This is a genomic window from Streptomyces sp. NPDC047453, assembly GCF_040643155.1.
GTDB lineage: Bacteria > Actinomycetota > Actinomycetes > Streptomycetales > Streptomycetaceae > Streptomyces.
In genome coordinates this window covers 19,705-45,702 of the sequence record NZ_JBEYTS010000015.1, presented here as the reverse complement: position 1 = coordinate 45,702, position 25,998 = coordinate 19,705, and the positions used below count along the sequence as shown (strand labels likewise).

Here is a 25,998-nt window from a genome sequence, read left to right as displayed (position 1 = left end):
GCGCGGGCTGCCCGAAATCGCCGATAATGGGGACGAGCCTGTCGGGCGGCTCGACCGCCAGCGAGGAGCGAGATGAACGGGTTCGACCCCGCCGGCGCCCTTGCCCTCGGCGCCGTGGCAGCCGCCGTGCTCGACGAAGCCGGGACCGTCGTGCGGTGGTCCCGCGCGGCGGCCGACCTCCTGGGTCACCCGGCCGAGCACGTCTGCGGCCGCCCGGTCGGGGAGCTTCTCGCCGATGCCCCCGACGAGCCGCACCACTGCGCGCTCGCGGCGGACGGGTTTCCGGCCGCCGGCCGGACCCTGCTGCGGCACCGCTCAGGCCGTGCCGTGGAGGTCGCCTTCCGGATCGTGCGCCTGGAAGGATCCTCCGAGCTGCTGGTCCTGGCCGCCCCCGCGGCCGACACGACCGAGCGGGAACAGGGCCTGTCGCTGCTGCGCGCGCTCTTCACCCAGGCCCGGATGGGGGTCACCCTCCGCGACACGGACCTGGCCCTCGTACGGACCAACATCACCCTCGAGACGCTCGGCGGACCTCCCGGCGCCGCCGGCGTGGAGATGAGGGAGGTGGCCAACGCCAGGAACGCCGAAGCCGCGGAGGCGGCCCTGCGCCGGGTGCTGGAGACGGGCACGCCGCTGATCGGGGAGGCACAGGACGTGTGCTCGCCGCTCCTTCCCGGGCGGCACCGGACGCTCTCCCTGTCCGCCTTCCGGCTGGAGGACGCGCAGGGGGAGCCCGCGGGCGTCGTCACGCTGGTCACCGACATCACCGAGCAGCAGCGGACCCGCGACCACCTGGACCTGCTGCGCGACGCCTCCACCCGCATCGGCGGCTCACTGGACGTCGCGCGCACCGCGCAGGACCTGGTCGACGTCCTCGTCCCCGCGCTCGGGGACCTCGCCTGGGTGGAACTGGCGGACCCCGTCATCGAGGGGGACGAGCCCGCCAACGTGCTCGGCGGCGCCTGGCTGAGCTGGCGACGGGTCGCGGTCGCCTCGGCCGACGGGACGTGGCCCTCCCGTCTGCTGCAGAAGGGCGCGGCGGCGCCCCGGCAACCGGACATTCCCACCCTGCTCGCGGTCCAGCGCGGCGACGTCGTCGTCGTCGACAGCGAGACGATCAGCGCCATGTTCGGCGAGCCGCACCTGATCGAGTTGCTGGTGCCGGAGAACGCGCGTTGGCTCGCCGTGGCACCGCTGTTCGCGCGCGGCACGGTGCTCGGAGTCGTCGGGATCAGCCGCAACGAGCAGGGGGAGCCCTTCGACGAGGACGAGGCGGACCTGCTGAAGGAGATCGCGTCCAGGGCCGCGCTCAGCGTCGACAACGCCCGCCGCTACACACGGGAGCACCGTGCCGCCGTCGCGCTCCAAAGGCGCCTCCTCCCTCGCGCGGCCACCGCGACCCCGGCCGCCGAGACCATCGGCGTCTACCGGCCCGCGGGCGGCGGAGCGGAGATCAGCGGCGACTGGTTCGACGTCCTCTCGCTGCCCTCGCTGCGGGCCGCGTTCGTCGTCGGCGACGTCATCGGTCACGGCCTGCACGCCACCGCCACCATGGGCCGGCTGCGCACCGCCGTGCAGACCCTGGCCGACCTGGAACTCGACTGCGACGAACTGCTCACCCACCTCGACGACCTGGTGCAGCGACTCGCAGGAGAGGCCGCCCCCGAGAACCGGGACACCGTCGGCGCCACCTGCCTGTACGCCCTCTACGATCCGGTCGCCCGCCGCTGCGCCCTCGCCAGCGCCGGACATCCGATGCCCGTCGTCTCCCCCTGCGACGGCACGGCCCGACCCGTGGACCTCTCTCCCGGCCCGCCCCTGGGCGTCGGCGGCATGCCCTTCGAGACCGTCACGCTCGATCTGGCGCCCGGCAGCGTCCTCGCCCTGTACACCGACGGACTGATCAAGGGCGACGACGGCGACACCGACGCCGGACTGCGACGGCTGACCGACCGCCTCGCCGCCCACTGCCGCCCCGACCGGCCGCTGGACGAGATCGGCCGCGCGCTCCTCGCGGGCCTCGACGACCATCCGCCCAGGGACGACATCGCGCTGCTGCTCGTCCGCACCCGCGCGGTCCCCGCGAAGTCCGTCGCCCACTGGGAGTTCCCCGCGGACCCCGCCAGCGTGTCCGACGCCCGGGATGCCACCACCCGCCAGCTGGCTGCGTGGGGGCTCGACGACATCGCCTTCAGCACCGAGCTCGTGGTCAGCGAACTGGTCACCAACGCCGTTCGCTACGCCGGCGGCCCCATCGGACTGCGGCTGATCCACGAGGACGTCCTGGTCTGCGAGGTCAGCGACCCGAGCAACACCCAGCCCCGCCTGCGCCGCGCCCACACCACCGATGAAGGAGGCCGGGGCCTGTTCCTCGTGGCCCAGCTCAGCACCCGCTGGGGCAGCCGCTACAGCCAGCGGGGGAAGACCATCTGGGCCGAGCAGGCGGTCAGCCCTGGCGTGGATCAGCTCATGCTCTCCTCGGTGATTCCGATGTGACGCGGCATCAGTGATCCCGGGTCGCCGCCGGGCCGTTCCGCAGCAGGGCCAGTGAGGCGGTGGTGGCCTTGTCGGCGTCGCCTTCGGCGATGGCCGTGGCGAGGGTGTTGTGCCAGGTGTCCCGTCCCTGGGCGAAGACCTTCAGGCAGCGGTCGTCGCGGATGCTGTCGGTCAGTGCCCTGGTGAAGGTCGAGTAGAGCTCGACGAGGAGTTCGTTGTGGGACGCGCGGGCGACGTGGAGGTGGAAGTCGACGTCGGCGGCGACGAAGGCGGCTTCGTCGCCCGCGGTTCCGGCCGCGGCGCGCCGGGCGAGCGCGTCGTCGAGGGCGGTGATGTCGTGCTGGGTGCGGCGGGTGGCGGCGAGTCCGGCGGCGAGGATGTCCAGGCCGCGGCGGACTTCGAGGACGTCGCCGTCGTGGGCGTCGTCGAGCCGGCGTCGTATCGCCACGTCGGTCGCGTCCCTGGCGGCCACGTAGGTGCCGTCGCCTTGGCGGGTGGTGAGCAGTCCCATCTGGGCCAGGCCGTGGACGGCGGCGCGTATCGACACGCGGCTGAGACCGAGCCGTTCGGCCAGCTCACCCTCCGACGGCAGCCGCCGGCCGACCTCCCAGCGGCCGCTCTCGATCTGCGCCCGCAATTGCCTGCTCGCGGCTTCGACCAGAGAGACTCGCTCGATCTTCTTCATCCGCACCTCTTCCCGAAGTCATCAGATGACTGCTAATTATGTCACCAGAGGCCTTCAGGTGGCCTCTCAACAGCCCGGCCCCTCGCGTCCTCCCGGGCTGTCTCTTGCCTGGGCTCCTCTCCGAGGCCCGAGCGTCCCCTGAAGGAGATCGGCTCCATTGCACAGATCGGATTCCCCCACTCCGGACACCGGTGGCTCCGGTTCCGGCGACACGTCCATCAACTCAGCCTGCGCTGCGGCGGTTGATGTACTGCGCATCCTCGCCGAGGTGACGCCGTGACGGACCAGACGGGTACCGGCCGGGCACCCCTGCTGGTGCTGGACCGCGCGCAGGTCGCGAGCCTGCTGGACCTGGGCGAGGTGATGCACGTCGTCGAGCAGGCCCACGCGGCCCTGTCCACCGGCACGGCACGCCAGCCCGACCGGTCCGCGATGGAACTGCCCGGCGGGGCCGGACTGCTGGTGCCGATGGTCGCCGCGGTCGACCCACTGTCCAGTGCCGGGGTCAAACTCCTCACCGACACCCCGCCCAACGCCGACCGGGGACTGCCGGTCCAGCAGTCGGTGATCACACTCATCGACCCCGACACCGGCACCTGCGAAGCGGTCCTCAACGGCGCCCCGATCACCCTGCTGCGCACCGCGGCGGCGTCGGCCGTCGCCACCCAGCACCTGGCCCGCCAGGCCGCGGGCACCCTCGGCCTGATCGGCGCCGGAGCCCAGGCCCGCGCCCATCTCGCCGCGCTCGCCCGGGTGATGGACATCGACCAGGTGCTGGTGTGGAGCCGGACCCGCGCCACCGTCGAGGCGTTCGCCGAGCACGCCCGCGGGCAGGGCTACGCGGTCAAGGTCGCCGACGATCCGGAGCAGGTGGTGCGCGCTGCGGAGGTGCTGTGCACGCTGACGCCGTCGCGCAAGCCGGTGGTGCGGGGGGAGTGGTTCGGCCCGGGTCTGCACGTCAACGCGGTCGGCGCGCCGCCGCGGCCGGACCACCGGGAGATCGACACGGCGGGCATCGTGCGCAGCCGTGTCGTGGTCGACAGTTTCTCGGTGTCCTCCCACGAGTCCGGTGAGGTGCTGATCCCGATGCGGGACGGGGCGATCACCCCGGAGCACTTCCGCACCGAACTCGGCGACGTTATCACCGGCAAGGCCCCCGGACGGCGTTCCGAGGACGACGTCACGCTCTACAACTCGGTCGGGGTCGGCATCCAGGACGTGGTGGCGGCCCGGCTCGTCGTCGACGCCGCCCGACGCCACGGCATCGGCACCGAAGTACACCTGTCCTGACCGGCTGGGGTCCGGCGAGAACCCACCCAGGCCCGCAGCCCGGCCGGCCCGTTGATCGACGGGCCGGCTGCTGCTCGCAGGGCTGAACGAGCGGTGCGCCTCGGTGCGGGCCTCCGGGCTGCTGGTGCTGGAGCTGGAGGCGGATCCGGCGCGCGCGGCCGACGCGATCGTGGCGGAGGCCAGCAGGTCCGTAGACCAGGACCGGGCGGAGGTGATCTGACCAGAAGATCAGTGCCGCCACGGGCGTTCCCGTCGTCGACGGCGTCGCCGCCGCGGTCACCCTCGCCGAAGGGCTCGTCCGGCTCGGCCTCAGCACCAGCAAGGTGCGCAGCTACGCACCGCCGAGGCCCAAGACCGTGACGGGCCGGCCCGATCGTGCCGTAACGGGGTCGCGGGGCGCCGTCCGAGTTCCGGAAGTACGCGGCGGCGCGTTGTCGTGCCTGCCGGTGACCGTTCGCGCGCCGTCGTACGGTGTGAGCATGGCCCCTCCGCTTCCGGGTCCGCTGGCGCACCTGGCACCGCTGCTCAGCCACTACGGCTACTGGGCCGTCGGCGCCGTGGTCCTGGTGGAGGACTTCGGCGTCCCGGCCCCGGGCGAGACGATCCTGATCGCGGCCGGAGTGTATGCCGGGGCCGGGCAGCTCGACGTCGTGGCCGTGGCCCTGATCGCGTTCGCCGCGGCCGTCGTCGGGGACAACATCGGCTACCTCGTCGGCCATCTCGGCGGACGCCCCTTCGTGCACCGCTGGGGCCGGTACATCTTCCTGACGCCGGAGCGGTTCGCGGCGGCCGAGCGGTTCTTCGGCCGGCACGGCGGCAAGATCGTCGTGGTGGCCCGGTTCATCGAGGGACTGCGCCAGGCCAACGGCATCATCGCCGGCACCACGGGCATGCACTGGCTCCGCTTCCTCGCCTTCAACGCGCTCGGCGCGGCGCTGTGGGTCGGCCTGTGGGTGACCCTCGCCTACGCCGCGGGCACGCACATCGGCACCGTCTACGACGAGATCCGCCGCTACGAGGTGTACGTGCTCGTGGCACTCGGGGTCCTCGTCGTCGCGCTGATCGTGCGGCACCTGCTGCGGCGCAGGCGACGCGAGGACTGACGGCGTCACGCGCGCTGTCCACGAGGCACACCTGCCGGCCCGTGGACGCATGTGCTCCCCACGGGCGCGCACGCTCACCACCGGCACCGGCCTTACGGATGCGGCCGTGGGCCTCAGCGGCCGTCCCGGCCCGTGGGCTCGTTCAGCGAGCCGGTGTCCCGCCCGCCGCCGTAGCGGCGCGAGGCCCGGTGCGCGTGCCGGTGGTGCGTCGCGGCACCGGTCAGGAGGCTCGCGCCCAGGCAGAAGAGCAGGGCGAGGGCGAGACCGGCACTGAAGACCTCGAGCGTGTTCATGGTGGCGATGTGGTTGCCGAGCATCGACACCGGGTACTGCGGGCCGCCGGACAGGTTGTCGGCGATGGCCAGGCCGGTGAAGGCGGCCGTCGCCGCGAGGAGGAGCAGGCCGATGAGCAGCATGGGAGTCATCTCCTCGAAGAGTCACTCATCGAAGCGGGTACCCAGCCCGTCGGCGACCAGCCCACGACCGACCAGCCCGGCACCAGCCGGTCCACCACCGGCCAGGCGATCCGGCCGGCGTCCTCGGCTGCGACGGAGCCCGAACCGGGACGCCGCACACCGCCGGAAGGCCTCCGGCGGTGTGCGTCCGGCGCCGGTGTGCGTCCGGCGCCGGTGTGCGTCTCAGGCGGCCAGCACCTTCTCCAGGGAGGCGAGCGCCGAGCGCAGCTCCGCCTCGGTGATGGTCAGCGGCGGCGCCAGCCGGATCGTGGAACCGTGGGTGTCCTTGACCAGTACGCCCTCGCGCATCAGGCGCTCGCTGATCTCCCGCCCCGTGCCGATCGCCGGATCCACGTCCACGCCCGCCCACAGGCCCCGTGAGCGGAAGCCGACGACACCCCGGCCGACCAGCTGGACGAGCCCCTCGTGCAGTACCTTGCCCAGCTCCGCCGCCCGGAGCTGGAACTCGCCCGTCTCCAGGAGCCCGACCACCGCCGTGCCGACCGCCGCGGCCAGCGGGTTGCCGCCGAACGTCGACCCGTGCTCACCGGGCCGCAGCACCCCGAGCACCTCCCGTGTCCCGACGACCGCGGACACCGGCACGATGCCGCCGCCGAGGGCCTTGCCCAGCAGCAGGACGTCCGGGACGACGTCCTCGTGCTCGACGGCGAGGGTGCGCCCGGTGCGGCCGAGGCCCGACTGGATCTCGTCGGCGATGAACAGGCAGCCCGCCCGGCGGGTCAGCTCCCGCACGCCGGCGAGGTAGCCGTCGTCGGGGATGAGCACGCCGGCCTCGCCCTGGATCGGCTCGATCAGCACCGCCGCCGTCGTCTCGTCGATCGCCGCCTCCAGGGCCGCCAGATCGTTGTACGGGACGATCTTGAAGCCCGGAGTGAACGGCCCGAAGCCCGACCGCGCCGTCTCGTCCGTCGAGAAGCTGACGATCGTCGTCGTACGGCCGTGGAAGTTGTCCGCCGCGACCACGATCGTCGCCCGGTCGGCCGGGACGCCCTTGACCTCGTACGCCCACTTGCGGGCGACCTTGATGCCGCTCTCCACCGCCTCGGCGCCGGTGTTCATCGGCAGCACCATGTCCTGCCCCGTCAGCGCCGCCAGTCGCTCGGCGAACTCGGCGAGGCGGTCGTTGTGGAACGCCCGCGAGGTCAGGGTGAGCCGGTCGAGCTGGCGATGGGCCGCCTCGGTCAGCACGGGATGGCGGTGACCGAAGTTGAGCGCCGAGTAACCGGCCAGCATGTCGAGGTAGCGGCGCCCCTCGACGTCCTCCACCCAGGCGCCCTCGGCGCCGGCCACGACCACGGGCAGCGGGTGGTAGTTGTGCGCGAGGACCGGCTCCTCGGCCTGGATCAGCTCTGCGGAGGTACGGGTACGGGCGGGTGCGGTCATCAGCGGATCTCCTGGGTGCAGCACTTGATTCCGCCGCCGGCCTTGTGGAACTCGGACAGGTCGACGGGGACGGGGACGTAGCCGCGGTTGGCGAGCTGTTCGGCCAGGGCCGTGGCCCCGGGCGAGATGAAGACGTGATGTCCGTCCGAGACGGAGTTCAGGCCGAAGGACATGGCGTCCTCGCGGGTGGCGATCAGCGCGTCCGGGTACAGCCTGGCGAGCACCTCGCGGCTGCCCGGCGAGAACGCGTCCGGGTAGTACGCGATGTTCCCCTCGCCCTCGTCGTCGAGGACGAACAGGGCCGTGTCCAGGTGGTAGAAGTACGGGTCCACCAGGGTCAGGCCGATCACCGGGGCGCCGAGGAACTCCTGCGCCTCCCGATGGGCCTCACGGGTGGTGCGGAAGCCGGTGCCGGCGAGGATCCAGCGGCCGGCCGGAACGAAGTCGCCCTCGCCCTCGCACACCGCCTCGGGACGGTAGATGTCGAAGCCGGCCGACTTGAACCACGTGTCGTAGGGAAGGGACTCCGGACGGCGCTCCGGCGCGTGGAAGAGGGAGCCGAAGACGCGGCCGTCCACGACCACTGCCGCGTTGGCGGCGAAGACCATGTCGGGCAGGCCGGGCACGGGCTCCACGGTGTCGACGCTGTGGCCGTGGACGCGGTAGACGCGCGTCAGCTCGTGCCACTGCGCCTGGGCCAGGGACACGTCCACGGGGACGTCGGGACGCATCCAGGGGTTGATCGCGTACTGCACGGCGAAGTGTCTGGGTTCGCAGACGAGGAAGCGCCGCCGGCGCGGCACACGGGTCTCGGGCACAGAGGGGTCCCTCCGCTTCCTGGGGGTCGACTGGGGTGACTCAAAGGTAGGAAGTGGCGAAGACGGACGACAAGAAACAAAAGCTGCGCGTTCAAGCAGGAATGCTGCGTGTGTCGACGGCTCAGCGCACGTCTGCTGCGTCCGGTGGCGCGGGCTGGCTGGCGCCCGCCTCAGGACTGTCCGGCAGCAGGTGGGACAGCACCATCACGCTGATCGTCTTGCGGATGAACGGCTCCGTACGGATGCGTTCCAGCACCTCCTCGAAGTGCTCCACGTCCCGCGCCCGCACGTGCAGCAGCGCGTCCGCGCCGCCGGTCACCGTCATCGCCGCCGTGATCTCCGGATGGTGGCGCACCACCTCGGCCAGCCGCCGCGGCGGGGCCGCGCCCTCGCAGTACACCTCGACGTACGCCTCCGTGCGCCAGCCCAGCGCCGCCGGCTTCACCGTGGCCGTGAACCCGGTGATCACGTCGCTCTCGCGCAGCCGGTCCACGCGCCGCTTGACGGCCGTCGCGGACAGGCCGATGGCGGCGCCGATCTCGGCGAAACTGCTCCGTGCGTTCGCCATCAGAGCGGTGAGGATCTTCCGGTCGAGCTCGTCGAACGGGGCCTGCCTGCTGTTCATGGCGGCACTGTATCCAGCGCGGACGTCGGTGCCCGGCACATGTCACAGCGTGCTTTTCGCCCCTACACTCCACGTTCATGCTGCGCGCCCTCGCCGTCGACGACGAACGCCCCTCGCTCGAGGAACTGCTGTACCTCCTGAACGCCGATCCCCGGATCGCCGGCGTGGAGGGCGCCGGTGACGCGACCGAGGCGTTGCGCCGCATCAACCGGGCGCTGGAGTCCGGGCCGGACGGACCCGACGCGATCGACGTCGTCTTCCTCGACATCCACATGCCGGGCCTCGACGGCCTCGACCTGGCCCGGCTCCTGAACGGGTTCGCCCAGCCGCCGCTGATCGTGTTCGTCACCGCCCACGAGGACTTCGCCGTGCAGGCCTTCGACCTCAAGGCCGTCGACTACGTGCTCAAGCCCGTCCGCACGGAACGCCTTGCCGAGGCCGTCCGCCGCGCCGCCCAACTGCGCGGCACCGCCCCGCGAATACCCGTCAGCGAGCCCGATCCCGACCATCTGCCCGTCGAACTCGGCGGGGTGACCCGGTTCGTGGCCGTCGAGGACATCACCCACGTCGAGGCGCACGGCGACTACGCCCGGCTGCACACCGGCAAGGGCAGCCACCTCGTGCGCATCCCGCTGTCCACCCTGGAGGAGCGCTGGCGCTCCCGCGGCTTCGTCCGCATCCACCGCCGGTACCTGGTGGCCCTGCGTCACATCGGTGAACTCCGCCTGGACGCCGGCACCGTGAGCGTCCTGGTCGGCACCGAGGAACTCCAGGTGAGCCGACGGCACGCGCGGGAACTGCGCGAGCTGCTGATACGCCGGACCGCGCGCTAGGGAGCCGTACGCCATGCCGCAGGACCCGACCGAACGCCGTGTCGTCGTCACCGGGCCGCCCCGCCGCACCCGCCGGGCCCCGGTCCACTACCGTCCCCGCACGGAGATCGACGAGCAGACCACCCTCGGCCACACCTACGTCCGCTCCCTGATGCGCAGCCAACTGCGGGCCGCCCTCACGGTGTTCGCGGTGCTCGTGCTCCTTGTCGGACCGCTGCCACTGGTGTTCGCCGCGGCCCCCGACGCCCGCCGGCTGAAGTGGGCGGTCCTCGGCTTCGGCCTCTACGCCCCCCTGGTGCTGCTCGCCCGCTGGTACGTGCGCCGCGCCGAGCGCAACGAACGCGACTTCGTACGGCTCGTCGGAGACCGCTGACCGCCGTGAACTCCGCCTACACCGTCCCCGCCGTCGCCCTCGTCGTGGTGGCCACCATCCTCGTCGGCGCCTTCGGCCTGCGCATCTCCCGCACCACCTCCGACTTCTACGTCGCCTCCCGCACCGTGGGCCCACGCCTGAACGCGGCCGCCATCAGCGGGGAGTACCTCTCCGCGGCCTCGTTCCTGGGCATAGCCGGACTGGTCCTCGTCCAGGGCGCCGACATGCTGTGGTACCCGGTCGGCTACACGGCCGGCTACCTGGTCCTGCTCCTGTTCGTCGCCGCCCCGCTGCGCCGGTCCGGGGCCTACACGCTGCCCGACTTCGCCGAGGCCCGGCTCGCCTCCCAGGGCGTGCGGCGGCTCGCGGGCGCCTTCGTCGTCGGCGTCGGCTGGCTGTACCTGCTGCCGCAGCTCCAGGGAGCCGGACTCACCCTGGCGGTACTGACCGGGGCGCCCGCCGCGCTCGGCGCGGTGATCGTCTCCGTCGTCGTGGTGGCCATCGTCGCCGCGGGCGGGATGCGCAGCATCACCTTCGTCCAGGCCTTCCAGTACTGGCTGAAACTGACCGCACTGCTCGTCCCCGCCCTCTTCCTCGTCCTCGCCTGGCAGGGCGACGGGGCACCGCACCGCGCCTACGACGAGCCGACCGCCTTCCGCGAGCAGCGCACCGTACGCGTCGCGGAAACCCTCGACCTCAGACTGGAGCGCCCGCTCACCGTCACCGTGACCGGCACCGTCGACGCCCGCGCCCACCACGAGCGGCGGGTGAGCCTGCCGGCCGGGACGCACCGCGTCGAGGGCGGCACCCGGCTCACCTTCGCCCGGGGCGCCGAAGTCCCGGTGGCCGAGCGCGGCGGCAGCGGCGGCATGTCCACCTCACTTGCCGCGGGCCGTGAGGAACGCCCGCTGTACGCCACCTACGGGCTGATCCTCGCCACCTTCCTCGGCACCATGGGCCTGCCGCACGTCGTCGTCCGCTTCTACACCAGCCCGCACGGCGTGGCCGCCCGCCGCACCACGGTGGCCGTGCTCGGCCTGATCGGCGCCTTCTACCTGCTGCCCCCGGTGTACGGCGCCCTCGGCCGCCTCTACGCCCCCGAACTCACCCTCACCGGGAGCGCGGACGCCGCCGTGCTGCTGCTGCCCGACCGGGTGATCGGCGGCCTCGGCGGGGACCTGCTGGGCGCGCTGGTCGCGGGCGGCGCGTTCGCGGCGTTCCTGTCGACCGCCTCCGGCCTGACCATGGCGGTGGCCGGGGTGCTCACCCAGGACGTGCTGCCCTCGCGCGGCGTACGCCACTTCCGGCTCGGCACGGTGCTCGCCATGGCCGTACCGCTCGCGGCGAGCGTCCTGGTCGGCGGGCTGCCCGTCGCCGACGCCGTCGGGCTCGCCTTCGCGGTGTCCGCCTCCTCCTTCTGCCCGCTGCTCGTCCTCGGCATCTGGTGGCGGCGGCTCACCCCGCCCGGCGCGGCCGCCGGCATGCTGGCGGGCGGCGGCGCCGCGCTCGTCGCCGTCGCCGTGACCATGGCCGGCTTCCCGGGCACCGGGCCGCTGCACGCGCTGCTCGCCTGGCCCGCCCTGTGGTCGGTGCCGCTGGGCTTCCTCACGATGATGCTGGTGTCCCTGGCCACGCCCGGCCGGGTGCCGGCCGGCACCGCGGCCGTCCTGGCCCGGTTCCACCTGCCGGAGCAGCTGCGGGCGGAGGTGAAGGCATGAGCGGCTTCCTCGCCGGGCTGTGCGTGGCCGTGCTGCCGCTGCTCGCCGCCGGGTACTGGCTCGGCCGGCGCACCGCCCGCCCGCAGACCCTCGGCGGGCTCGGCACCCCCGTGGAGCACGCCACCTTCCAGACCCTGCACGCCGCCTCGCTCGCGGCACCCCCGCTGCGGGCCGGGCTGACGGAGGAGACCGCCCGCAAGTCGGCCCGCCGGCTGCGCTCCCTGCTCGGCACCGACGCCCTGTGCCTCACGGACGACGCGCGGGTCCTCGCCTGGGACGGTGTGGGCGGCCACCACCGCACCGAGATCATGGAACGCCTCGCCGGGCCCCTGGAGACCGGCCGCGGCGAGGCCTTCCGGCTCACCTGCCGGACCCCGGACTGCCCGGTGCGCTGGGCCGTCGTCACCCCGCTCACCGTCGACGACCGCGTCCACGGCGCCCTCGTCGCCTGCGCGCCCCGCGAGTCGGCCGTGCTGGCCCGCGCCGCGGCCGAGGTCGCCCGCTGGGTCTCCGTGCAACTGGAGCTCGCGGACCTCGACCGGTCCCGCACCCGGCTCATCGAGGCCGAGATCAAGGCTCTGCGCGCGCAGATCTCCCCGCACTTCATCTTCAACTCGCTCGCGGTGATCGCCTCGTTCGTCCGCACCGACCCCGAGCGGGCGCGGGACCTGCTGCTGGAGTTCGCCGACTTCACCCGCTACTCGTTCCGCAGGCACGGCGACTTCACCACGCTCGCCGACGAACTCCACGCCATCGAGCACTACCTGGCGCTCGTACGGGCCCGCTTCGGTGACCGCCTGTCGGTCACCCTCCAGATCGCGCCCGAGGTGCTCCCCATCACCCTGCCGTTCCTGTGCCTGCAACCTCTGGTGGAGAACGCCGTCAAGCACGGCCTCGAGGGCAAGACCGGTACCTGCCACATCAGGATCACCGCGCGCGACGAGGGCGCCGAGGCGGTGGTCGTCATCGAGGACGACGGCGCCGGCATGGACCCCGGCCTGCTGCGCCGCATCCTCGCGGGTGAGGACAGCCCCTCCGGCGGCATCGGCCTGTCCAACGTCGACGACCGGCTCCGGCAGGTCTACGGCGACGACCACGGACTGGTCATCGAGACCGCGCAGGGTGCGGGCATGAAGATCAGCGCCCGGCTGCCGAAGTACCAGCCGGGCGTCCACTCGGCGACGCGGCTCACCGGGGAGTGACCCTCCTCAGGTGCCGCGGGTGACGACCATGCCCAGCGTGACCAGGCCCAGCACGACCCAGCCGAACCACAGCCAGCCGTTGCCGCCGAGCGCCACCGTGTAGGCCGTCACCGCGACGAGCGCGCCGACGGTGAGCACCCCCATCGCCTTCGTGGAACCGTCCGTGGAATCGTGCATCGCGGGCACCCTCCTCATGGTCCGTAACCTCCATGGTGCCCCGATTCGGCCCATCGGCATCCCCCCACGACAAGCCGCTTCCATCCTCACCCCCACACAAGGCAGCGCCCCGGGCCGGGTAACCCGGGCCCGGCAGCGCCGGGGGGCCGTGCGACGACGGTCGGTCGCGGGGCACCGGCGGGGCCGGCGGGAGGCGATGCGGGATGGCCGGCCGGGAGCGATGGGCCCGACGGGGGACCGCGACGGGCGACGGCGGCGAACGGTGCTCTCGCGGCTGATGGTCCGCTGCGCCGGGCGGCGGGCCGGATGGGGGTACCGGCCCGCACCGCTGGGCCGTGTGGACGCGAACGGTCCGGGGGCGCGGCATCGCTGCCGCGCCCCCGGACCGTCCGGATGCTGTGGGCTCAGTTGCCCCGTGCGTTCAGGGACGCCAGGTACGCGTTGTACGCCTCGAGTTCCTTGTCGCCGTCGCGGTCCGCGGCGCGGTCCTTGCGGCGGGCCTGGCGTTGTTCGGATTTGTACCACTGGAAGAGCAGGGCGAGCAGCACCAGGACCGAGGGGATCTCACTGAACGCCCAGGCGATGCCGCCGGCCGCGTTCTGGTCGGTCAGGGCGTCGATGCCGAGCGAGGCGGGCGGGTTCACGAAGGTGTCGACCATGGGCGTGGTCGCCATCATCAGCGCGATGCCGAAGAACGCGTGGAACGGCATGCCCGCGAACAGCTCCAGCATCCGCATGAGGTGACCCGGCCGGTTCGGGCCCGGGTCCACGCCCATGATCGGCCAGAAGAACACCAGGCCCACCGCGAGGAAGTGCACCATCATCGCGATGTGCCCGGCCCTCGAGCCCATCAGGAAGTCGAACAGCGGAGTGAAGTACAGGGCGTACAGGCTCGCGACGAACATCGGGATGGTGAAGGCGGGGTGCGTGACGACCCGCAGGTACCGGCTGTGCAGCAGGGCCAGCAGCAGCTCACGCGGCCCCTTGCGGCCCCTCCCCGCCACCGGCAGCGCGCGCAGCGCCAGCGTGATCGGGCCGCCGAGCAGGATCAGGATCGGCGACAGCATGCTGATGATCATGTGCTGGACCATGTGCACGCTGAACATGACCATGCCGTAGTCGTTCAGCTTGGTGCACATCACCAGGGCCACGGTGAGCACACCGATGACGTACGCCACCGTCCGGCCCACCGGCCAGGCGTCGCCGCGCCGCCGCAGCCGCACCACACCCCAGCCGTACAGGCCGAGCCCCAGCAGGCAGGCGACGAGGAAGAACGGGTCCGCGGACCACTCGAGACCGCGTCCCAGCGTGAACGGCGGCAGATCGTGCATCATGCCGTGCCCGCTGTGATCCATCCGCCGGCTCCTGATTCGTGGGGATTGTGCGCTGTCTGTCCACAGCTGTCTGTCCGCACCCAGAGTAGAACCGCCCCCGGCCGCGTCTGCGACCGGGGGCGGTGGGGACGCGCGGCGTGTTCTACAGCACGCACTCCGCCTCGGCGTACCGCTCCGCGGGGACCGTCTTGAGGGTCGCCACCGCCTCGGCCAGGGACACCATCACGATGTCCGTGCCGCGCAGCGCCGTCATCCGGCCGAACTCCCCGCGGTGCACCGCCTCCACGGCGTGCCAGCCGAACCGGGTGGCCAGCACCCGGTCGTACGCCGTCGGCGTGCCGCCGCGCTGGACGTGCCCGAGGATCACCGGCCGGGCCTCCTTGCCGAGCCGCTGCTCCAGTTCGAGGGAGAGCTGCCGGGCGACGCCGGCGAACCGCTCGTGGCCGTAGACGTCCTTGCCGCCCTCGTCGAAGTCCATGGTGCCCGCACGGGGCTTGGCGCCCTCCGCGGCCACGACGATCGCGAACCGCTTGCCCGCCGCGAAACGTTCGCCGACCTTCGCCGCCAACTCCTCGATGTCGAAGGGGCGTTCGGGGACGACGATGGCGTGGGCGCCGGCCGCCATGCCGGACTGGAGCGCGATCCAGCCGGTGTGACGGCCCATCACCTCTACGATCAGCACCCGCTGGTGGGACTCGGCGGTGGTCTTCAGCCGGTCCAGGGCCTCGGTGGCGACGGTCACGGCGGTGTCGAAGCCGAAGGTGAGGTCCGTGACCGCGATGTCGTTGTCGATGGTCTTGGGCACGCCGACGATCGGCAGGCCGTTGTCCGACAGCAGCCGGGCCGCCTTGAGCGTGCCCTCACCGCCGATCGGGATGATCGCGTCGAGCCCCAGCTCCTCGACATGGCCCTTGGCCCGCTGCACGCCGTCCCGCAGGTGCTCGGGACGGACCCGGGAGGAGCCGAGGATGGTCCCGCCGCGGGCGAGGATGCCGCTCACCGCGTCGAGATCGAGCTTGAGGTAGTCGCACTCCAGGAGGCCCTTCCAGCCGTCGCGGAAGCCGATGACCTCGTCGCCGTGGTCGACGACGGCACGGTGCACGACGGACCGGATGACGGCGTTCAGGCCGGGACAGTCGCCGCCGGAGGTGAGGACGCCAATGCGCATAGCCCGGATAACCTTCTCAACGTGGGCGCGGGGACCGGACCACACTGTCCGGTCGGTCCCCGCCACCCTAGCGGCACCGGGCGGTGGGGCCGAACCGTGCGTCCGCCTGCTGGACGGGCCCGCTCACCTGTGCGGACACCGTTTCAGACGGGCTCCCGCCGGGGCCGCCCAGGCGGCCTGCGCAACTGTCCTTACGCAGGCTGCTGCGCAGCTGTCACTACGCAGGCTGCTGCGCAACTGTCCTTACGCAGGCTGCTGCGCAGCTGTCACTACGCAGGCTGCTGCGCAGCCGCGATGCGCTCGTTGCGCAGCGCCTCGTACCAGTGGTCCTCGATCGGCGGCAGCGCGTTCACGTCCAGCGCCAGCTTCAGCAGCAGGTCCGCGATCAGCGGGTTGCGGGCCAGCACCGGCCCGTGCATGTACGTGCCGAAGACGGTGTCGTTGTACGCGCCCTCCGTGCCGTCGCCCGTGCCGTTGCCCCTGCCCAGGCGGACCTGGGCGAGCGGGCGGGCGGTGGGGCCGAGGTGGGTGACGCCCTGGTGGTTCTCGAACCCGGTCAGCTGGGGCAGGCCGAGCCGCGGGTCGACGTCGCCGAGCACGTCGCCTACGCACCGCTCGCCCTCACCGCGCACCGACACGACGTCGAGCAGGCCGAGCCCCGGCTCACGCTGCCCGAGGTCGTTGACGAACTCGTGGCCGAGGATCTGGTACCCGGCGCAGACGGAGAAGACGATCGCGCCGTTCTCCGCCGCCCTGTGCAGACCGCCGTCGCGGCGCAGCCGCTCCGCCGCCAGCCGCTGCGGCCGGTCCTCGCCGCCGCCGATCAGGTAGATGTCGCCGGAGGTCGGGATCGGCTGGTCGCTGCGCACGTCGAGACGGGCCACGTCCAGGCCGCGCTGGCGGGCCCGGCGCTCCACCACGAGGACGTTGCCCTGGTCGCCGTAGGTGCTCAGCAGGTCCGGGTAGATCCACACCAGCCGCAGTTGGTTGTCGCTCATGAAGTGGTCGTCCTTTGTGGTCAGTTGCCGACGCGGCGGCGCAGGTCCTGGAACGCGGTGTAGTTGGCGATGACCTCGATCCGGCCGGACGGGGCCTGCTGCACGGCCTGGTCCAGGCTGTCGCAGACCTGGAACTGCTGGCCCGCCACCTCCAGGCGCACCGCGAGGTCCAGCTTCCGGTCCCCGAGCACGAAGAGCGGGTGGCCGGTCAGACGCGTGTAGTCGACGTCCCACAGCCAGGAGGTGTCGGTGCCGTCGGCACTGCGCGCGTTGACCGACAGGATGACCGGGGCGGGCGGCGGATCGATCAGGGAGAACGTCTCCAGCCAGCCGGCCGGGTTCTTCGCCAGCAGCAGGCGCAGGTCGCGGCCCTGGAACTGGACGACGTCGTAGCGGCCGGCGACCGCCTGCACCTGGTACATCCGCTCCAGGGCGACCTGCGGCGGCACCCCGAAGACGGCGGCGACGGCCGCGGACGAGGCGGCGTTGGCCTTGTTGGCGCGGCCCGGCAGCTGAAGGTGGATCGGCCAGGCCGAGCCGTGCGGGTCGAGGACGTGGTCGCCGGACAGGGCCCAGCTGGGGGTGGGCCGGCGGAAGCCGCACTCGCCGCAGTACCAGTCGTCGCCCGGACGCTGCATCACTCCGCCGCAGGAGGGGCAGGACCAGGCGTCGTCCTTCCACATCTGCCCGGCGGCCACCCAGATCACGTTGGGGGACGAGGACGCGGCCCACACCACCAGCGGGTCGTCGCAGTTGGCGACGAGCACGGCCTTGGAGCCGCTGAGCGCCTCGCGCCAGTTCTCGGCGAGCATCCGGGTCTCGCCGGCCCGGTCGAGCTGGTCGCGGGACAGGTTGAGCAGCGCGATGCACTTGGGAGCGGTGTCCCGGGCCACGCCCGCGAGGTACTTCTCGTCGACCTCTATCACGCCGAACTTGGCGTCCGAGCCGCCGGCGAGCGCCGAGGTGATGCCCGCGGGCATGTTCGCGCCGAGCGCGTTGGAGACGACCGGCCCCGCGGCCCGCAGCGCCTCGGCGATGAGCCGGGTGGTCGTCGTCTTGCCGTTGGTCGCCGAGACCAGGATCACGTCCAGGTGCGTGGCGAGCCGGGCGAGCAGATCGGGGTCGAGCTTGAGGGCCACCCGACCGCCGATCACCGAACCGCTGCCGCGTCCCGCGGCACGCGATGCCGCAGCGACCGCCTTGCCCGCGGTCACGGCCAGCTTGGCCCGCGGCGTGAGCGGGTCCGAGTTGCCTGCCATCAGTTCTCGATCCTCCTTGCGTACGCGCCGCGCCCTGAGCCATCCGGCAACGTGGTGTGGACCTCAGCCTATCGAGATCCGTTGAGCTCCCGAATCCCGGCCCATGCCAGCGCGGCAGGCAGGGGCACATGGAACCGTACCCTTGCCGCCATGCGACATGGCTCGATCCCGGGCGCCCGCGGGCGCGTCCGGCCCCTTTCCCTGCTCGGCAGCCCCGTTCTGCACGCCCCCTGCGAGGAGGTCACCGACTTCGGTCCCGAACTGTTCCAGGTGGTGGAGGACTTGTTCGCGACGATGTACGCGGCGCGCGGCGTGGGCCTCGCCGCGAACCAGATCGGGCTGCCGATGCGCGTCTTCGTGTACGACTGCCCGGACGACGAGGACACGCGCCACCTCGGCCATGTGGTCAACCCGCGGCTGGTGGAGGCGGACGGAGTGGAGATCCGCGGGCCGGAGGGCTGCCTGTCCCTGCCGGGCCTGGAGGCGGGGACGGAGCGCTTCGACCACGCGGTGGTCGAGGGCTTTTCGGTGACCGGGGAGCCGGTCACCGTGCACGGGACGGGGTTCTTCGCGCGCTGCCTCCAGCACGAGTGCGACCACCTCGACGGCCGGGTGTACGCGGACCGCCTCTCGGGTTGGCGGCGCAGCCGGCTGCTGAGGCAGGCCGCGCGGGCACCGTGGGGGCGGTGAACCTCCGCGCGGCCGCGGGCCGTCGGCGGCCGTTCGCGTCCCGCGGCGGAGCCGCACGGTGATGAGCGCCGTGCCCGCGGGCGCGGCTCAGAACCCGGGGCCGCCCATCTTGTCGCCCACCGCCGCCAGCCGTCCCCACAGGAGGTCCGCCAGGCTGCGGACCAGTTCCGCCCGCGAGCACGGCCGTTCGCCCAGCCACCAGTCGCCGGCCGCGTGCATCATGCCGACGATGCCGTGGCCCCACACACGGGCCAGTTGCTGCCCGGCGGGACCCAGGTCGAGCCGCTCCTCGATGACCCGGGCCAGCTCCTCGCCCATGCGGCGCAGCAGCGGGGCGGAGTGCTTGCCGACGTCGAAGCCCTGGTCGGTGCCCTGGCCACCCTCCGCCGGATGCATCAGGAAGCGGTAGACCTGCGGGCGGGCCTCGATGGCCGCGAGGTAGGTGTCCAGCGTCGACTCCACGCGCTCCCGCCGGTCCGCGGGGGCGTCCAGCGCGGCCCGCAGGGAGCCGAGCAGGGCGTCGGTGTGCCGCTGGGCGAGGGCGGCGTACAGCCCTCCCTTGTCGCCGAAGTGGCGGTAGAGGATCGGCTTGGTGATGCCGGCCTCGGCGGCGATGGCGTTCATCGACGCGTGCGGGCCGTCGCGCAGCACCACCCGGTCGGCGGCCTCCAGCAGCTCGCGCCGTCGGCGGTCGGCGGACCGCTGCTGATCGGTCCGCTGCGTGGTGTCCATGAGATCTCCCCACCCGTGCTGGTTCGGTGACGCCTGCGCAAAGTAACACTGACGGGGTCGGACACCTCGAACGGGCCGCCGGGGAATGATCGGGAGTTGACTTTTCCTACTGACCGGTAACATAGTACCGTTACCGTAAGTAACACGCAGGTGCGCCGCTGGAGGGGACATGGCCGAGTTCACCATGGAGCTCAACGACGAGCAGAAGGAGGTCCGGGACTGGCTGCACGGCTTCGCGGCCGATGTGATCCGCCCGGCCGCCGCCGAATGGGACGAGCGCGAGGAGACCCCCTGGCCGGTCATCCAGGAGGCAGCCAAGGTCGGCATCTACTCCCTCGACTTCTACGCCCAGCAGTACTTCGACGCCACCGGCCTCGGCATCCCGATGGCCATGGAGGAGCTGTTCTGGGGCGACGCCGGCATCGCCCTGTCCATCGTCGGCACCGGCCTCGCCGCCGTGGGCGTCCTCGCCAACGGCACCGAGGAGCAGATCGGCACCTGGATCCCGCAGATGTACGGCGACCCGAGCGACGTGAAGGTCGCCGCCTTCTGCTCCTCCGAGCCCGACGCCGGCTCCGACGTGGCCTCGATGCGCACCCGCGCGGTGTACGACGAGGCCAAGGAGGAATGGGTGATCAACGGCACCAAGACCTGGGCGACCAACGGCGGCATCGCCAACGTGCACGTGGTCGTCGCCTCCGTCGACCCCGAACTCGACTCCAAGGGCCATGCCTCCTTCATCGTCCCGCCGGGCACACCGGGACTGACGCAGGGCCAGAAGTTCAAGAAGCACGGCATCCGAGCCTCGCACACCGCCGAGGTGGTCCTGGACGGCGTACGCCTCCCCGGGTCCTGCCTGCTCGGCGGCAAGGAGAAGCTCGACGAGCGGCTCGCCCGCGCCCGGGAGAAGGCCCGGAAGGGCGGTGAGAGGGTGAAGAACGCGGCGATGGCCACGTTCGAGGCGTCCCGCCCCGCCGTCGGCGCCATGGCGGTCGGCACCGCCCGGGCCGCCTACGAGGTCGCCCTGGACTACGCCAGGACGCGCGAGCAGTTCGGCCGGCCGATCATCGACAACCAGGGCGTCGCCTTCCAGCTCGCCGACATGCGCACACGGATCGACGCCGCCCGGCTGCTGGTCTGGCGGGCCTCGTGGATGGCGGTCAACGGCAGGCCGTTCGAGGCCGCCGAGGGCTCGATGTCCAAGCTGTTCGCCAGCGAGACCGCGAAGAAGGTCACGGCCCAGGCCATCCAGATCCTCGGCGGCAACGGCTACACCCGGGAGTACCCGGTGGAGCGGATGCACCGCGACGCGGCGATCTACACCATCTTCGAAGGGACCAGCGAGATCCAGCGGCTGGTGATCTCCCGCACGATCTCGGGCATGCCGATCCGCTAGTGCTGCGAGCGGAAAGGTTCACCGGCTCGCGACGCCCGGCACGGCACTCCCCCAGCCTTCGGCCGGGGGGTACCCCCAGCACCGGACGCCGCGAGCTTCCCGGCAAACCTTTCCGGCCACAGCACTAGCGGTGCCGCAGCGGCGTCAGTTGGTCGATGTCATAGCGCCTTCTGAGGGCCTCGATCGCCGTGTGGTCCGGCGGGCCCCCGTTGCCCAGGATCTCCAGCAGTTCCTCGAAGTACCGCTCGTGGTCCGGCGGCGGGGACGCCTGGAAGAACATCTTGGCGGGGGTGTCGGTGGGGTTGGCGAAGGCGTGCGGGCAGCCCGGCGGGACGACGATGACCGTGCCCGGGGTCGCCCGCACCACGCGGTTGCCGGAGTGGGACTCCCACCGCTGCCAGTGGTCGGGGGTCCGGATCCGCGGCTCGAAGGCGAGCACGTCCAGCTCGCCCTCGAGCACGTAGAACAACTCCTCGCTGCGGGTGTGCACATGGGCGCCGACGTCGAAGCCCGGCGGGACCTCCACCTCGAAGGTGGAGGCCGTCCGCGAGTGCGAGCCGGTCACCTTGAACGTCACGCGCTGGGCCGGCGCCTCGACGACGCGGCCCTGGCCCGGCGGTACGAGCAGCCCTTCCGTGCTCATCGCCGGCTCACCACGTCACGGGCAGGGCCTCGGGCCCCCGGATCAACGCGCCCTTCCTGAAGGGCACTTGCTCCGGGGACACCGCGAGCCGCAGATTCGGCACCCGGTCAAGGAGCGCGTCCACCAGCAGCTCCGCCTCCAGCCGGGCCAACTGGCCGCCCGGGCAGTAGTGCGGGCCGAAGCCGAACGCCACATGCGGGTTCGGACTGCGCGTGAGGTCGATCGTCCCGGGGTCGGGGAAGACGTCCGGGTCGCGGTTGGCGGCCAGGTACGACACGTAGACCGCGTCGCCCGCCCGGATCCGCACCCCCTTGATCTCCACGTCCTCCAGGGCGATCCGGGACAGCCCGACCGCGTTGCGGTGCGGGATGTAGCGCAGCAGCTCGTCGATGGCCCGGGGACGGATCCGCCGGTCCGCGCGCAGCCGGTCGGCCAGCTCGGGACGGGTCAGCAGGATGTAGAACATCTGCCCGCTGTTGCTGGTGACCGCCTCGCCGCCGATCTGGAGGAGGATCGCGAGCCCCACGGCCTCCGCCAGGGCGATCTCACGGCGTGCCACGGCGGTCCCGAGCAGCGAGGCGATGTCCTTTCCGGCGCTGTCCGCGCGGGCGTCGAGGAGCTCGGCGAAGTACGTGCCCATCTCCTCCTTGGCCTGCTCGCTGACGGCGGCGCCGTGCGCGGAGGACAGGATCAGCCGGGTCCAGGCGTGCATCCCCTGCCGGTCCGCGACCGGCACCCCCATCAGCTCGCAGAACACCGCGATCGGGAACGGGCTGAGCACCTCGGCGGTCAGGTCGGCGGGCGGGCCGTTGGCCAGCAGGTCGTCGACCAGTTCGTCCAGCATCCGGCGGGCGCTGTCCCGCACCCGCTCGACACCGGGCGCGGTGAGGGCGGGGGCGACCGCGCGGCGCAGCCGGGTGTGGTCGGGCGGGTCCAGGAAGCCGACCGCGTCGCGGGCCGGGATGAAGTGCGGGGCCAGCCGGGTGATCTGCCGGTCGATGACCGCCTCGCGGCTGAACCGGGAGTCGTTGGTGACCGTCCGCACGTCGTCCATGCGGGTCACCAGCCACGCCCGGCCCTCGCCGTCGGGCAGCTCGATACGGGTGACCGGGCCCTGCTCCATCAGCTCGGAGAGCACCGGGTCGAAGGCCACGCCCGTCAGGTCGAACGCCGGCCAGTGCCAGAGCGGCGGCACCGTCCCGGTGCGTGCCTCCTCGACGAGCGTCTCCTCGGTCATGCCCCGCCCCCGGCCTGCCAGTAGCCGAGCGACATCTCGGCGGTGATGCCGGGACCGAACCCGGCGAGCAGTCCGCGCGCCCGGTCCTCGGTGCCGCCGTCGTCGAACAGCCGGCGCAGCGCGTCCAGGACGACGGCACTGGCGATGTTGCCGTACTCGGTGAGCGTGGCCCGGCTGAACCGGAACGCGTGCGGCTCGACTTTCAGGAACTTGCTGAGGTCGTCCAGGATGCGCGGGCCACCCGCGTGGATGACGTAGAAGTCCAGGTCGGACGCGTCCCAGCCGTGCACTCCGGCCAGGTCCCGCAGGGCCGGGGCGAGCGGCTCCATCGTGGTGGGCACCCGCTTGTCCAGCATGAAGTGGAAGCCGGTCGCCCGGACGTCGTAGGCGATCCACTCCTCGGTCTTGGGGATCAGGTACGAGCCGTTGCGCTCCAGCCGGACGCCCGTTCCGCCGGTGCCGCGGACCACGGCCGCGGCGATGCCGTCGCCGAACAGGCCGTTGGAGAGCAGGGAGCCGACGCCGAGGTCGGTGGGCTGGTAGCACAGCGAGCAGAACTCGCAGGCCACGATGAGCGCGTTGGCGTCCGGGTAGGCCGTGCAGAAGTCGTGGGCCCGGTTGATCGCGGCGCCCCCGGCCGCACAGCCCAGCTGGGCTATGGGTAGCTGCCGGGTGGTCGAGTCGAACTCCATCTCGTTGATCAGCCACGCGGTGAGCGAGGGCATCATGAAGCCCGTGCACGACACGTAGATGATGACATCGATGTCCCGGGCCAGGAGCTCGGCGTCGTCGAGAGCCCGCTGGATGACCGCGGGGACCCGGGCCTTCGCCTCCTCCTCGTAGAGCTTGTTGCGCTCCTCGAAGCCGGGGTGCTTGAGGGTCTCCTCGATGGGCTGAACGATGTGCCGGGTCCGCACGCCGGTGTTCTCGATCAGCCGGAGGGCCAGGGGGAGCTGCGGGTGGTCCGCGTGGCGGGACCGCGCGAGTTCCAGCGTCTCCTCCATCGTGATCACGTGCTCTGGAACGGACACCGAGGGTCTGCACAAAGTCGCCATGAGCCGTGCCTGCTTTCGCCTTCCGGAAGGCCGGTTGCCCCCCGGTCAGAGGGTGGTGCACCAGAAGGGTGGCCCATCCACGATCGCCCGAGAGAGCGACGATCTTCTCGCGGAACTACTCCAATCCGGCGACGGCGGACAGGGCCCGGCGGGCTCGCGAGGCTCGGCTCCGGAGGACGGGAAACAGGCTCCCGCGGCCGGAAAACGGCTGTTCACAGCCTTGTGGTCGCGTTCCGTCACAGGCCCCGCGGCCTGCTCCACCCGCCACCCACCACAGGAAGATCGAAGCCGCGCCTCCTGGGCCGCCGGGGGCGGGCGTCGGCGTCAGCCTTCAGGAGTACGGCACCGGCCCGCACGGAGGCAGCCGCCGTCCATGCCGAGCCGGCGCCGCGGACGCCGCGCAGGCGCACGGCCGGGCTCCGTGTCTCGGGGCGGCGCGGGGCGGGAATGGCAGCACGGGGGGCTTGGCGGCCGTTCTGAAGCGCCTGCCGGGTCACGGCAGCCGACCTCGTGCCACGTCGGCCCCGTCAGCCCCGGCTGGTCCCGTCGCCCCGGTTGGTCCCGCCAGCCCGTCCGTGCCGTCGGTCCGGTCAGCCGGAGGCGGTTCCGCTGCTGTGGGCGATGCAGGCCACGTCGATGCGGTCGGCCAGCTTGGCCAGCTCGATGGTCAGCGCGGCCACCGTATCCTCGTCGAGACCCTCCTGGCCGGCCTCCACCAGCCGCAGCCACCGCCCGCCGACCGTGCGCAGCAGCTTGCTCACGTCGGCCGCGGCCACCTGCAAGGTACCGCGGTCGTCGACGATCAGAGGGAGAGTCACTTCGCGGTTCACAAAGGGGATCGTAGCCGTGGAAGGCTCACGCCCCGTGCCACACGGTGGTGATGTTGCAGAACTCGCGGATTCCGTGCCCGGACAGCTCACGTCCGTACCCCGACCGCTTCACACCCCCGAACGGGAACGCGGGGTGCGAGGCGGTCATCCCGTTGAAGTACACCCCGCCCGCCTCCAGGTCCCTTACGAACCGCTCCACCTCGGTCTCGTCCTCGGTCCAGACGTTGGAACTCAGGCCGAAGAGCGAGTCGTTGGCGATGAGCACCGCCTCGTCGAGGTCGGCCGCCCGGTACAGCGTGGCCACCGGACCGAACGCCTCCTCGCGGTGGATGCGCATCTCGCGGGTGATGCCGGACAGCACGGTCGGCGGGTAGTACCAGCCGGGCCGGTCGGGCCGTTCGCCACCGCACATCACATGGGCCCCGCCGCGCCGGGCGTCGTCGACGAGCTCCTCCAGGTCCGCGCGGCCCCGCTCACTGGACAGCGGCCCGACCTCGGTGTCCTCCTGCAACGGGTCGCCGATCCGCAGCGCCCTCATACCGGCGGTGAAACGCTCGGCGAAGGCGTCGTAGACGTCCGTGTGCACGATGAACCGCTTGGCGGCGATGCAGGACTGGCCGTTGTTCTGCACGCGCGCGGTCACCGCTACCCCGGCGGCCCGGTCGATGTCGGCGGACGGCATCACGATGAACGGGTCGCTGCCGCCCAGCTCCAGCACCGTCTTCTTGATCATCTCCCCGGCGGTGGACGCCACCGCCCGCCCGGCCGGCTCGCTGCCGGTCAGGGTGGCCGCCTTCACGCGCTCGTCGCGCAGGATGTCGTCGACCGCTCCGGAGCCGATGAGCAGGGTCTGGAAACAGCCCTCGGCGAAGCCCGCCCGGTGGAACAGGTCCTCCAGGTACAGGGCCGTCTGCGGCACGTTGGAGGCGTGCTTGAGCAGGCCGACGTTGCCGGCCATCAGGGCGGGCGCGGCGAAGCGGACCACCTGCCACAGCGGGAAGTTCCAGGGCATGACGGCCAGCACCGGTCCGAGCGGCCGGTAGCGGACCAGGGCGCGGGAGGCCCCGGAGTCCTTCACGTCCGACTCGGCGGGCCGCTCGTCGGCGAGCAGTTCCTCGGCGTGCTCGGCGTACCAGCGCATCGCCTTGGCGCACTTCGCGGCCTCCGCGCGGGCCTGCTTGACCGGCTTGCCCATCTCCGTGGTCATGACACGGGCGATCTCCTCCTGGTCCTCGTCGAGGAGGGCGGCGGCCCTGTTCATCAGCCGCGCCCGCTCGGCGAAGGCCGTCGTCCGGTACGTACGGAACGTGGCCTGCGCGAGCTGGAGCCGGCGCTCGATCTCCTCCTCGCCCATGGCCTCGTACGTCTTGAGCGTCTCGCCGTTGGCCGGGTTCACCGTGGCGATGGACATGGCTGACCTCCCCGGGGAGCGGGCTGTGCTTCGACCTTCCCGCGCCGCGGTGCCGATCGCAACGCG

At 72.2% G+C, this 25,998-nt stretch carries 24 protein-coding genes and 2 pseudogenes; 10 read left to right on the top strand and 16 right to left on the bottom strand.

From position 1 onward, the window contains the following. The first annotated feature begins 72 nt into the window (after positions 1 to 72). Entirely contained in the window at positions 73 to 2,496 is a 2,424-nt protein-coding gene (locus ABZ818_RS16265) for a SpoIIE family protein phosphatase (RefSeq protein ID WP_361414706.1), read from the top strand. Between the two features lie 7 nt (positions 2,497 to 2,503). On the opposite strand, the gene ABZ818_RS16260 is transcribed toward ABZ818_RS16265, so the two are convergent. Beyond that, positions 2,504 to 3,181, bottom strand: coding sequence for an FCD domain-containing protein (locus ABZ818_RS16260; protein WP_361414704.1), 678 nt, complete (start codon positions 3,179 to 3,181; stop codon positions 2,504 to 2,506). A gap of 276 nt (positions 3,182 to 3,457) precedes the next feature. Between ABZ818_RS16260 and ABZ818_RS16255 the strand changes: the two genes are divergently transcribed. From ABZ818_RS16255 to ABZ818_RS16245, 3 genes and pseudogenes are all read left to right on the top strand, one after another. Next, complete coding sequence (locus ABZ818_RS16255) at positions 3,458 to 4,471, top strand: ornithine cyclodeaminase family protein (protein ID WP_361414702.1); 1,014 nt, start codon at positions 3,458 to 3,460, stop codon at positions 4,469 to 4,471. Between the two features lie 64 nt (positions 4,472 to 4,535). Beyond that, a pseudogene (locus ABZ818_RS16250) lies at positions 4,536 to 4,830 on the top strand (Asp/Glu/hydantoin racemase); the annotation flags it as partial. Between the two features lie 120 nt (positions 4,831 to 4,950). Beyond that, complete coding sequence (locus tag ABZ818_RS16245; protein ID WP_361414905.1) at positions 4,951 to 5,574, top strand: DedA family protein; 624 nt, start codon at positions 4,951 to 4,953, stop codon at positions 5,572 to 5,574. 113 nt (positions 5,575 to 5,687) lie between these two features. Here ABZ818_RS16245 and ABZ818_RS16240 read toward each other — a convergent pair whose 3' ends face one another. From ABZ818_RS16240 to ABZ818_RS16225, 4 genes are all read right to left on the bottom strand, one after another. Continuing rightward, positions 5,688 to 5,990: a hypothetical protein gene (locus ABZ818_RS16240; protein ID WP_361414700.1), complete on the bottom strand. Its 303-nt coding sequence runs from the start codon at positions 5,988 to 5,990 to the stop codon at positions 5,688 to 5,690. A 222-nt stretch (positions 5,991 to 6,212) separates the two neighbouring features. Further along, on the bottom strand, positions 6,213 to 7,433 hold the full coding sequence (gene rocD, locus ABZ818_RS16235) for an ornithine--oxo-acid transaminase (protein ID WP_361414698.1): 1,221 nt from the start codon (positions 7,431 to 7,433) through the stop codon (positions 6,213 to 6,215). Next, positions 7,433 to 8,251, bottom strand: coding sequence for a dimethylargininase (gene ddaH / locus ABZ818_RS16230; protein WP_361414696.1), 819 nt, complete (start codon positions 8,249 to 8,251; stop codon positions 7,433 to 7,435). Before ddaH ends, rocD begins: the two co-directional genes overlap by 1 nt. 121 nt (positions 8,252 to 8,372) lie before the next feature. After that, complete coding sequence (locus ABZ818_RS16225) at positions 8,373 to 8,876, bottom strand: Lrp/AsnC family transcriptional regulator (protein ID WP_361414694.1); 504 nt, start codon at positions 8,874 to 8,876, stop codon at positions 8,373 to 8,375. A gap of 77 nt (positions 8,877 to 8,953) precedes the next feature. On the opposite strand from ABZ818_RS16225, the gene ABZ818_RS16220 reads away from it, so the two are divergent. The 4 genes from ABZ818_RS16220 to ABZ818_RS16205 are packed head-to-tail and all read left to right on the top strand — an operon-like array spanning position 8,954 to position 13,002. Further along, positions 8,954 to 9,709, top strand: coding sequence for a LytTR family DNA-binding domain-containing protein (locus ABZ818_RS16220; RefSeq protein ID WP_361414692.1), 756 nt, complete (start codon positions 8,954 to 8,956; stop codon positions 9,707 to 9,709). Positions 9,710 to 9,722: 13 nt separating this feature from the next. Beyond that, entirely contained in the window at positions 9,723 to 10,082 is a 360-nt protein-coding gene (locus ABZ818_RS16215) for a hypothetical protein (RefSeq protein ID WP_361414690.1), read from the top strand. A gap of 5 nt (positions 10,083 to 10,087) precedes the next feature. Further along, on the top strand, positions 10,088 to 11,800 hold the full coding sequence (locus ABZ818_RS16210) for a cation acetate symporter (RefSeq protein ID WP_361414688.1): 1,713 nt from the start codon (positions 10,088 to 10,090) through the stop codon (positions 11,798 to 11,800). Further along, positions 11,797 to 13,002 (top strand): histidine kinase, encoded by a 1,206-nt coding sequence (locus tag ABZ818_RS16205; protein WP_361414686.1) that lies wholly within the window; start codon positions 11,797 to 11,799, stop codon positions 13,000 to 13,002. Before ABZ818_RS16210 ends, ABZ818_RS16205 begins: the two co-directional genes overlap by 4 nt. Before the next feature lie 6 nt (positions 13,003 to 13,008). On the opposite strand, the gene ABZ818_RS16200 is transcribed toward ABZ818_RS16205, so the two are convergent. The 5 genes from ABZ818_RS16200 to ABZ818_RS16180 form a co-directional block, all read right to left on the bottom strand. Beyond that, complete coding sequence (locus tag ABZ818_RS16200) at positions 13,009 to 13,179, bottom strand: hypothetical protein (protein ID WP_361414684.1); 171 nt, start codon at positions 13,177 to 13,179, stop codon at positions 13,009 to 13,011. 404 nt (positions 13,180 to 13,583) lie between these two features. Next, entirely contained in the window at positions 13,584 to 14,534 is a 951-nt protein-coding gene (locus ABZ818_RS16195; protein ID WP_361414683.1) for a cytochrome c oxidase assembly protein, read from the bottom strand. 121 nt (positions 14,535 to 14,655) lie between these two features. Continuing rightward, positions 14,656 to 15,681, bottom strand: a complete 1,026-nt coding sequence (locus ABZ818_RS16190; protein ID WP_361414681.1) for a 6-phosphofructokinase — start codon at positions 15,679 to 15,681, stop codon at positions 14,656 to 14,658. 269 nt (positions 15,682 to 15,950) lie between these two features. After that, a complete protein-coding gene (locus ABZ818_RS16185) occupies positions 15,951 to 16,679 on the bottom strand; it encodes a glutamine amidotransferase (RefSeq protein WP_361414679.1) in 729 nt (242 codons plus the stop codon). Positions 16,680 to 16,699: 20 nt separating this feature from the next. Further along, complete coding sequence (locus tag ABZ818_RS16180; protein ID WP_361414677.1) at positions 16,700 to 17,938, bottom strand: MurT ligase domain-containing protein; 1,239 nt, start codon at positions 17,936 to 17,938, stop codon at positions 16,700 to 16,702. Positions 17,939 to 18,088: 150 nt separating this feature from the next. On the opposite strand from ABZ818_RS16180, the gene def reads away from it, so the two are divergent. Continuing rightward, positions 18,089 to 18,628, top strand: coding sequence for a peptide deformylase (gene def, locus ABZ818_RS16175; protein ID WP_361414675.1), 540 nt, complete (start codon positions 18,089 to 18,091; stop codon positions 18,626 to 18,628). Positions 18,629 to 18,715: 87 nt separating this feature from the next. On the opposite strand, the gene ABZ818_RS16170 is transcribed toward def, so the two are convergent. Further along, positions 18,716 to 19,360, bottom strand: coding sequence for a TetR family transcriptional regulator (locus tag ABZ818_RS16170; protein ID WP_361414673.1), 645 nt, complete (start codon positions 19,358 to 19,360; stop codon positions 18,716 to 18,718). 169 nt (positions 19,361 to 19,529) lie between these two features. Between ABZ818_RS16170 and ABZ818_RS16165 the strand changes: the two genes are divergently transcribed. Further along, a complete protein-coding gene (locus ABZ818_RS16165; RefSeq protein WP_361414671.1) occupies positions 19,530 to 20,756 on the top strand; it encodes an acyl-CoA dehydrogenase family protein in 1,227 nt (408 codons plus the stop codon). A 124-nt stretch (positions 20,757 to 20,880) separates the two neighbouring features. Here ABZ818_RS16165 and ABZ818_RS16160 read toward each other — a convergent pair whose 3' ends face one another. The 5 genes and pseudogenes from ABZ818_RS16160 to ABZ818_RS16140 all read right to left on the bottom strand — a co-directional run bounded on the left by ABZ818_RS16160 (position 20,881) and on the right by ABZ818_RS16140 (position 25,932). Continuing rightward, the gene (locus tag ABZ818_RS16160; protein ID WP_361414669.1) at positions 20,881 to 21,399 is read right to left on the bottom strand and encodes a cupin domain-containing protein; all 519 of its coding nucleotides are present in this window, start codon (positions 21,397 to 21,399) and stop codon (positions 20,881 to 20,883) included. Positions 21,400 to 21,406: 7 nt separating this feature from the next. Further along, a complete protein-coding gene (locus tag ABZ818_RS16155; RefSeq protein ID WP_361414667.1) occupies positions 21,407 to 22,636 on the bottom strand; it encodes a cytochrome P450 in 1,230 nt (409 codons plus the stop codon). Continuing rightward, a pseudogene (locus ABZ818_RS16150) lies at positions 22,633 to 23,700 on the bottom strand (type III polyketide synthase); the annotation flags it as partial. The pseudogene ABZ818_RS16150 and the gene ABZ818_RS16155, both read right to left, overlap by 4 nt. A 581-nt stretch (positions 23,701 to 24,281) precedes the next feature. Next, a complete protein-coding gene (locus ABZ818_RS16145) occupies positions 24,282 to 24,521 on the bottom strand; it encodes a DUF6213 family protein (protein ID WP_141363213.1) in 240 nt (79 codons plus the stop codon). A gap of 25 nt (positions 24,522 to 24,546) precedes the next feature. After that, positions 24,547 to 25,932, bottom strand: coding sequence for an NADP-dependent succinic semialdehyde dehydrogenase (locus ABZ818_RS16140; protein WP_361414664.1), 1,386 nt, complete (start codon positions 25,930 to 25,932; stop codon positions 24,547 to 24,549). Positions 25,933 to 25,998: the final 66 nt, after the last annotated feature.

Bases quoted from the DNA above. Each gene is read 5' to 3' on its own strand.
- ABZ818_RS16265 (WP_361414706.1), top strand. From the start codon at position 73: ATGAACGGGTTCGACCCCGCCGGCGCCCTTGCCCTCGGCGCCGTGGCA.
- ABZ818_RS16260 (WP_361414704.1), bottom strand. From the start codon at position 3,181: ATGAAGAAGATCGAGCGAGTCTCTCTGGTCGAAGCCGCGAGCAGGCAA.
- ABZ818_RS16245 (WP_361414905.1), top strand. From the start codon at position 4,951: ATGGCCCCTCCGCTTCCGGGTCCGCTGGCGCACCTGGCACCGCTGCTC.
- ABZ818_RS16240 (WP_361414700.1), bottom strand. From the start codon at position 5,990: ATGCTGCTCATCGGCCTGCTCCTCCTCGCGGCGACGGCCGCCTTCACC.
- rocD (WP_361414698.1), bottom strand. From the start codon at position 7,433: ATGACCGCACCCGCCCGTACCCGTACCTCCGCAGAGCTGATCCAGGCC.
- ABZ818_RS16225 (WP_361414694.1), bottom strand. From the start codon at position 8,876: ATGAACAGCAGGCAGGCCCCGTTCGACGAGCTCGACCGGAAGATCCTC.
- ABZ818_RS16220 (WP_361414692.1), top strand. From the start codon at position 8,954: ATGCTGCGCGCCCTCGCCGTCGACGACGAACGCCCCTCGCTCGAGGAA.
- ABZ818_RS16215 (WP_361414690.1), top strand. From the start codon at position 9,723: ATGCCGCAGGACCCGACCGAACGCCGTGTCGTCGTCACCGGGCCGCCC.
- ABZ818_RS16205 (WP_361414686.1), top strand. From the start codon at position 11,797: ATGAGCGGCTTCCTCGCCGGGCTGTGCGTGGCCGTGCTGCCGCTGCTC.
- ABZ818_RS16200 (WP_361414684.1), bottom strand. From the start codon at position 13,179: ATGCACGATTCCACGGACGGTTCCACGAAGGCGATGGGGGTGCTCACC.
- ABZ818_RS16195 (WP_361414683.1), bottom strand. From the start codon at position 14,534: ATGGATCACAGCGGGCACGGCATGATGCACGATCTGCCGCCGTTCACG.
- ABZ818_RS16190 (WP_361414681.1), bottom strand. From the start codon at position 15,681: ATGCGCATTGGCGTCCTCACCTCCGGCGGCGACTGTCCCGGCCTGAAC.
- ABZ818_RS16185 (WP_361414679.1), bottom strand. From the start codon at position 16,679: ATGAGCGACAACCAACTGCGGCTGGTGTGGATCTACCCGGACCTGCTG.
- ABZ818_RS16180 (WP_361414677.1), bottom strand. From the start codon at position 17,938: ATGGCAGGCAACTCGGACCCGCTCACGCCGCGGGCCAAGCTGGCCGTG.
- def (WP_361414675.1), top strand. From the start codon at position 18,089: ATGCGACATGGCTCGATCCCGGGCGCCCGCGGGCGCGTCCGGCCCCTT.
- ABZ818_RS16170 (WP_361414673.1), bottom strand. From the start codon at position 19,360: ATGGACACCACGCAGCGGACCGATCAGCAGCGGTCCGCCGACCGCCGA.
- ABZ818_RS16165 (WP_361414671.1), top strand. From the start codon at position 19,530: ATGGCCGAGTTCACCATGGAGCTCAACGACGAGCAGAAGGAGGTCCGG.
- ABZ818_RS16160 (WP_361414669.1), bottom strand. From the start codon at position 21,399: ATGAGCACGGAAGGGCTGCTCGTACCGCCGGGCCAGGGCCGCGTCGTC.
- ABZ818_RS16155 (WP_361414667.1), bottom strand. From the start codon at position 22,636: ATGACCGAGGAGACGCTCGTCGAGGAGGCACGCACCGGGACGGTGCCG.
- ABZ818_RS16140 (WP_361414664.1), bottom strand. From the start codon at position 25,932: ATGTCCATCGCCACGGTGAACCCGGCCAACGGCGAGACGCTCAAGACG.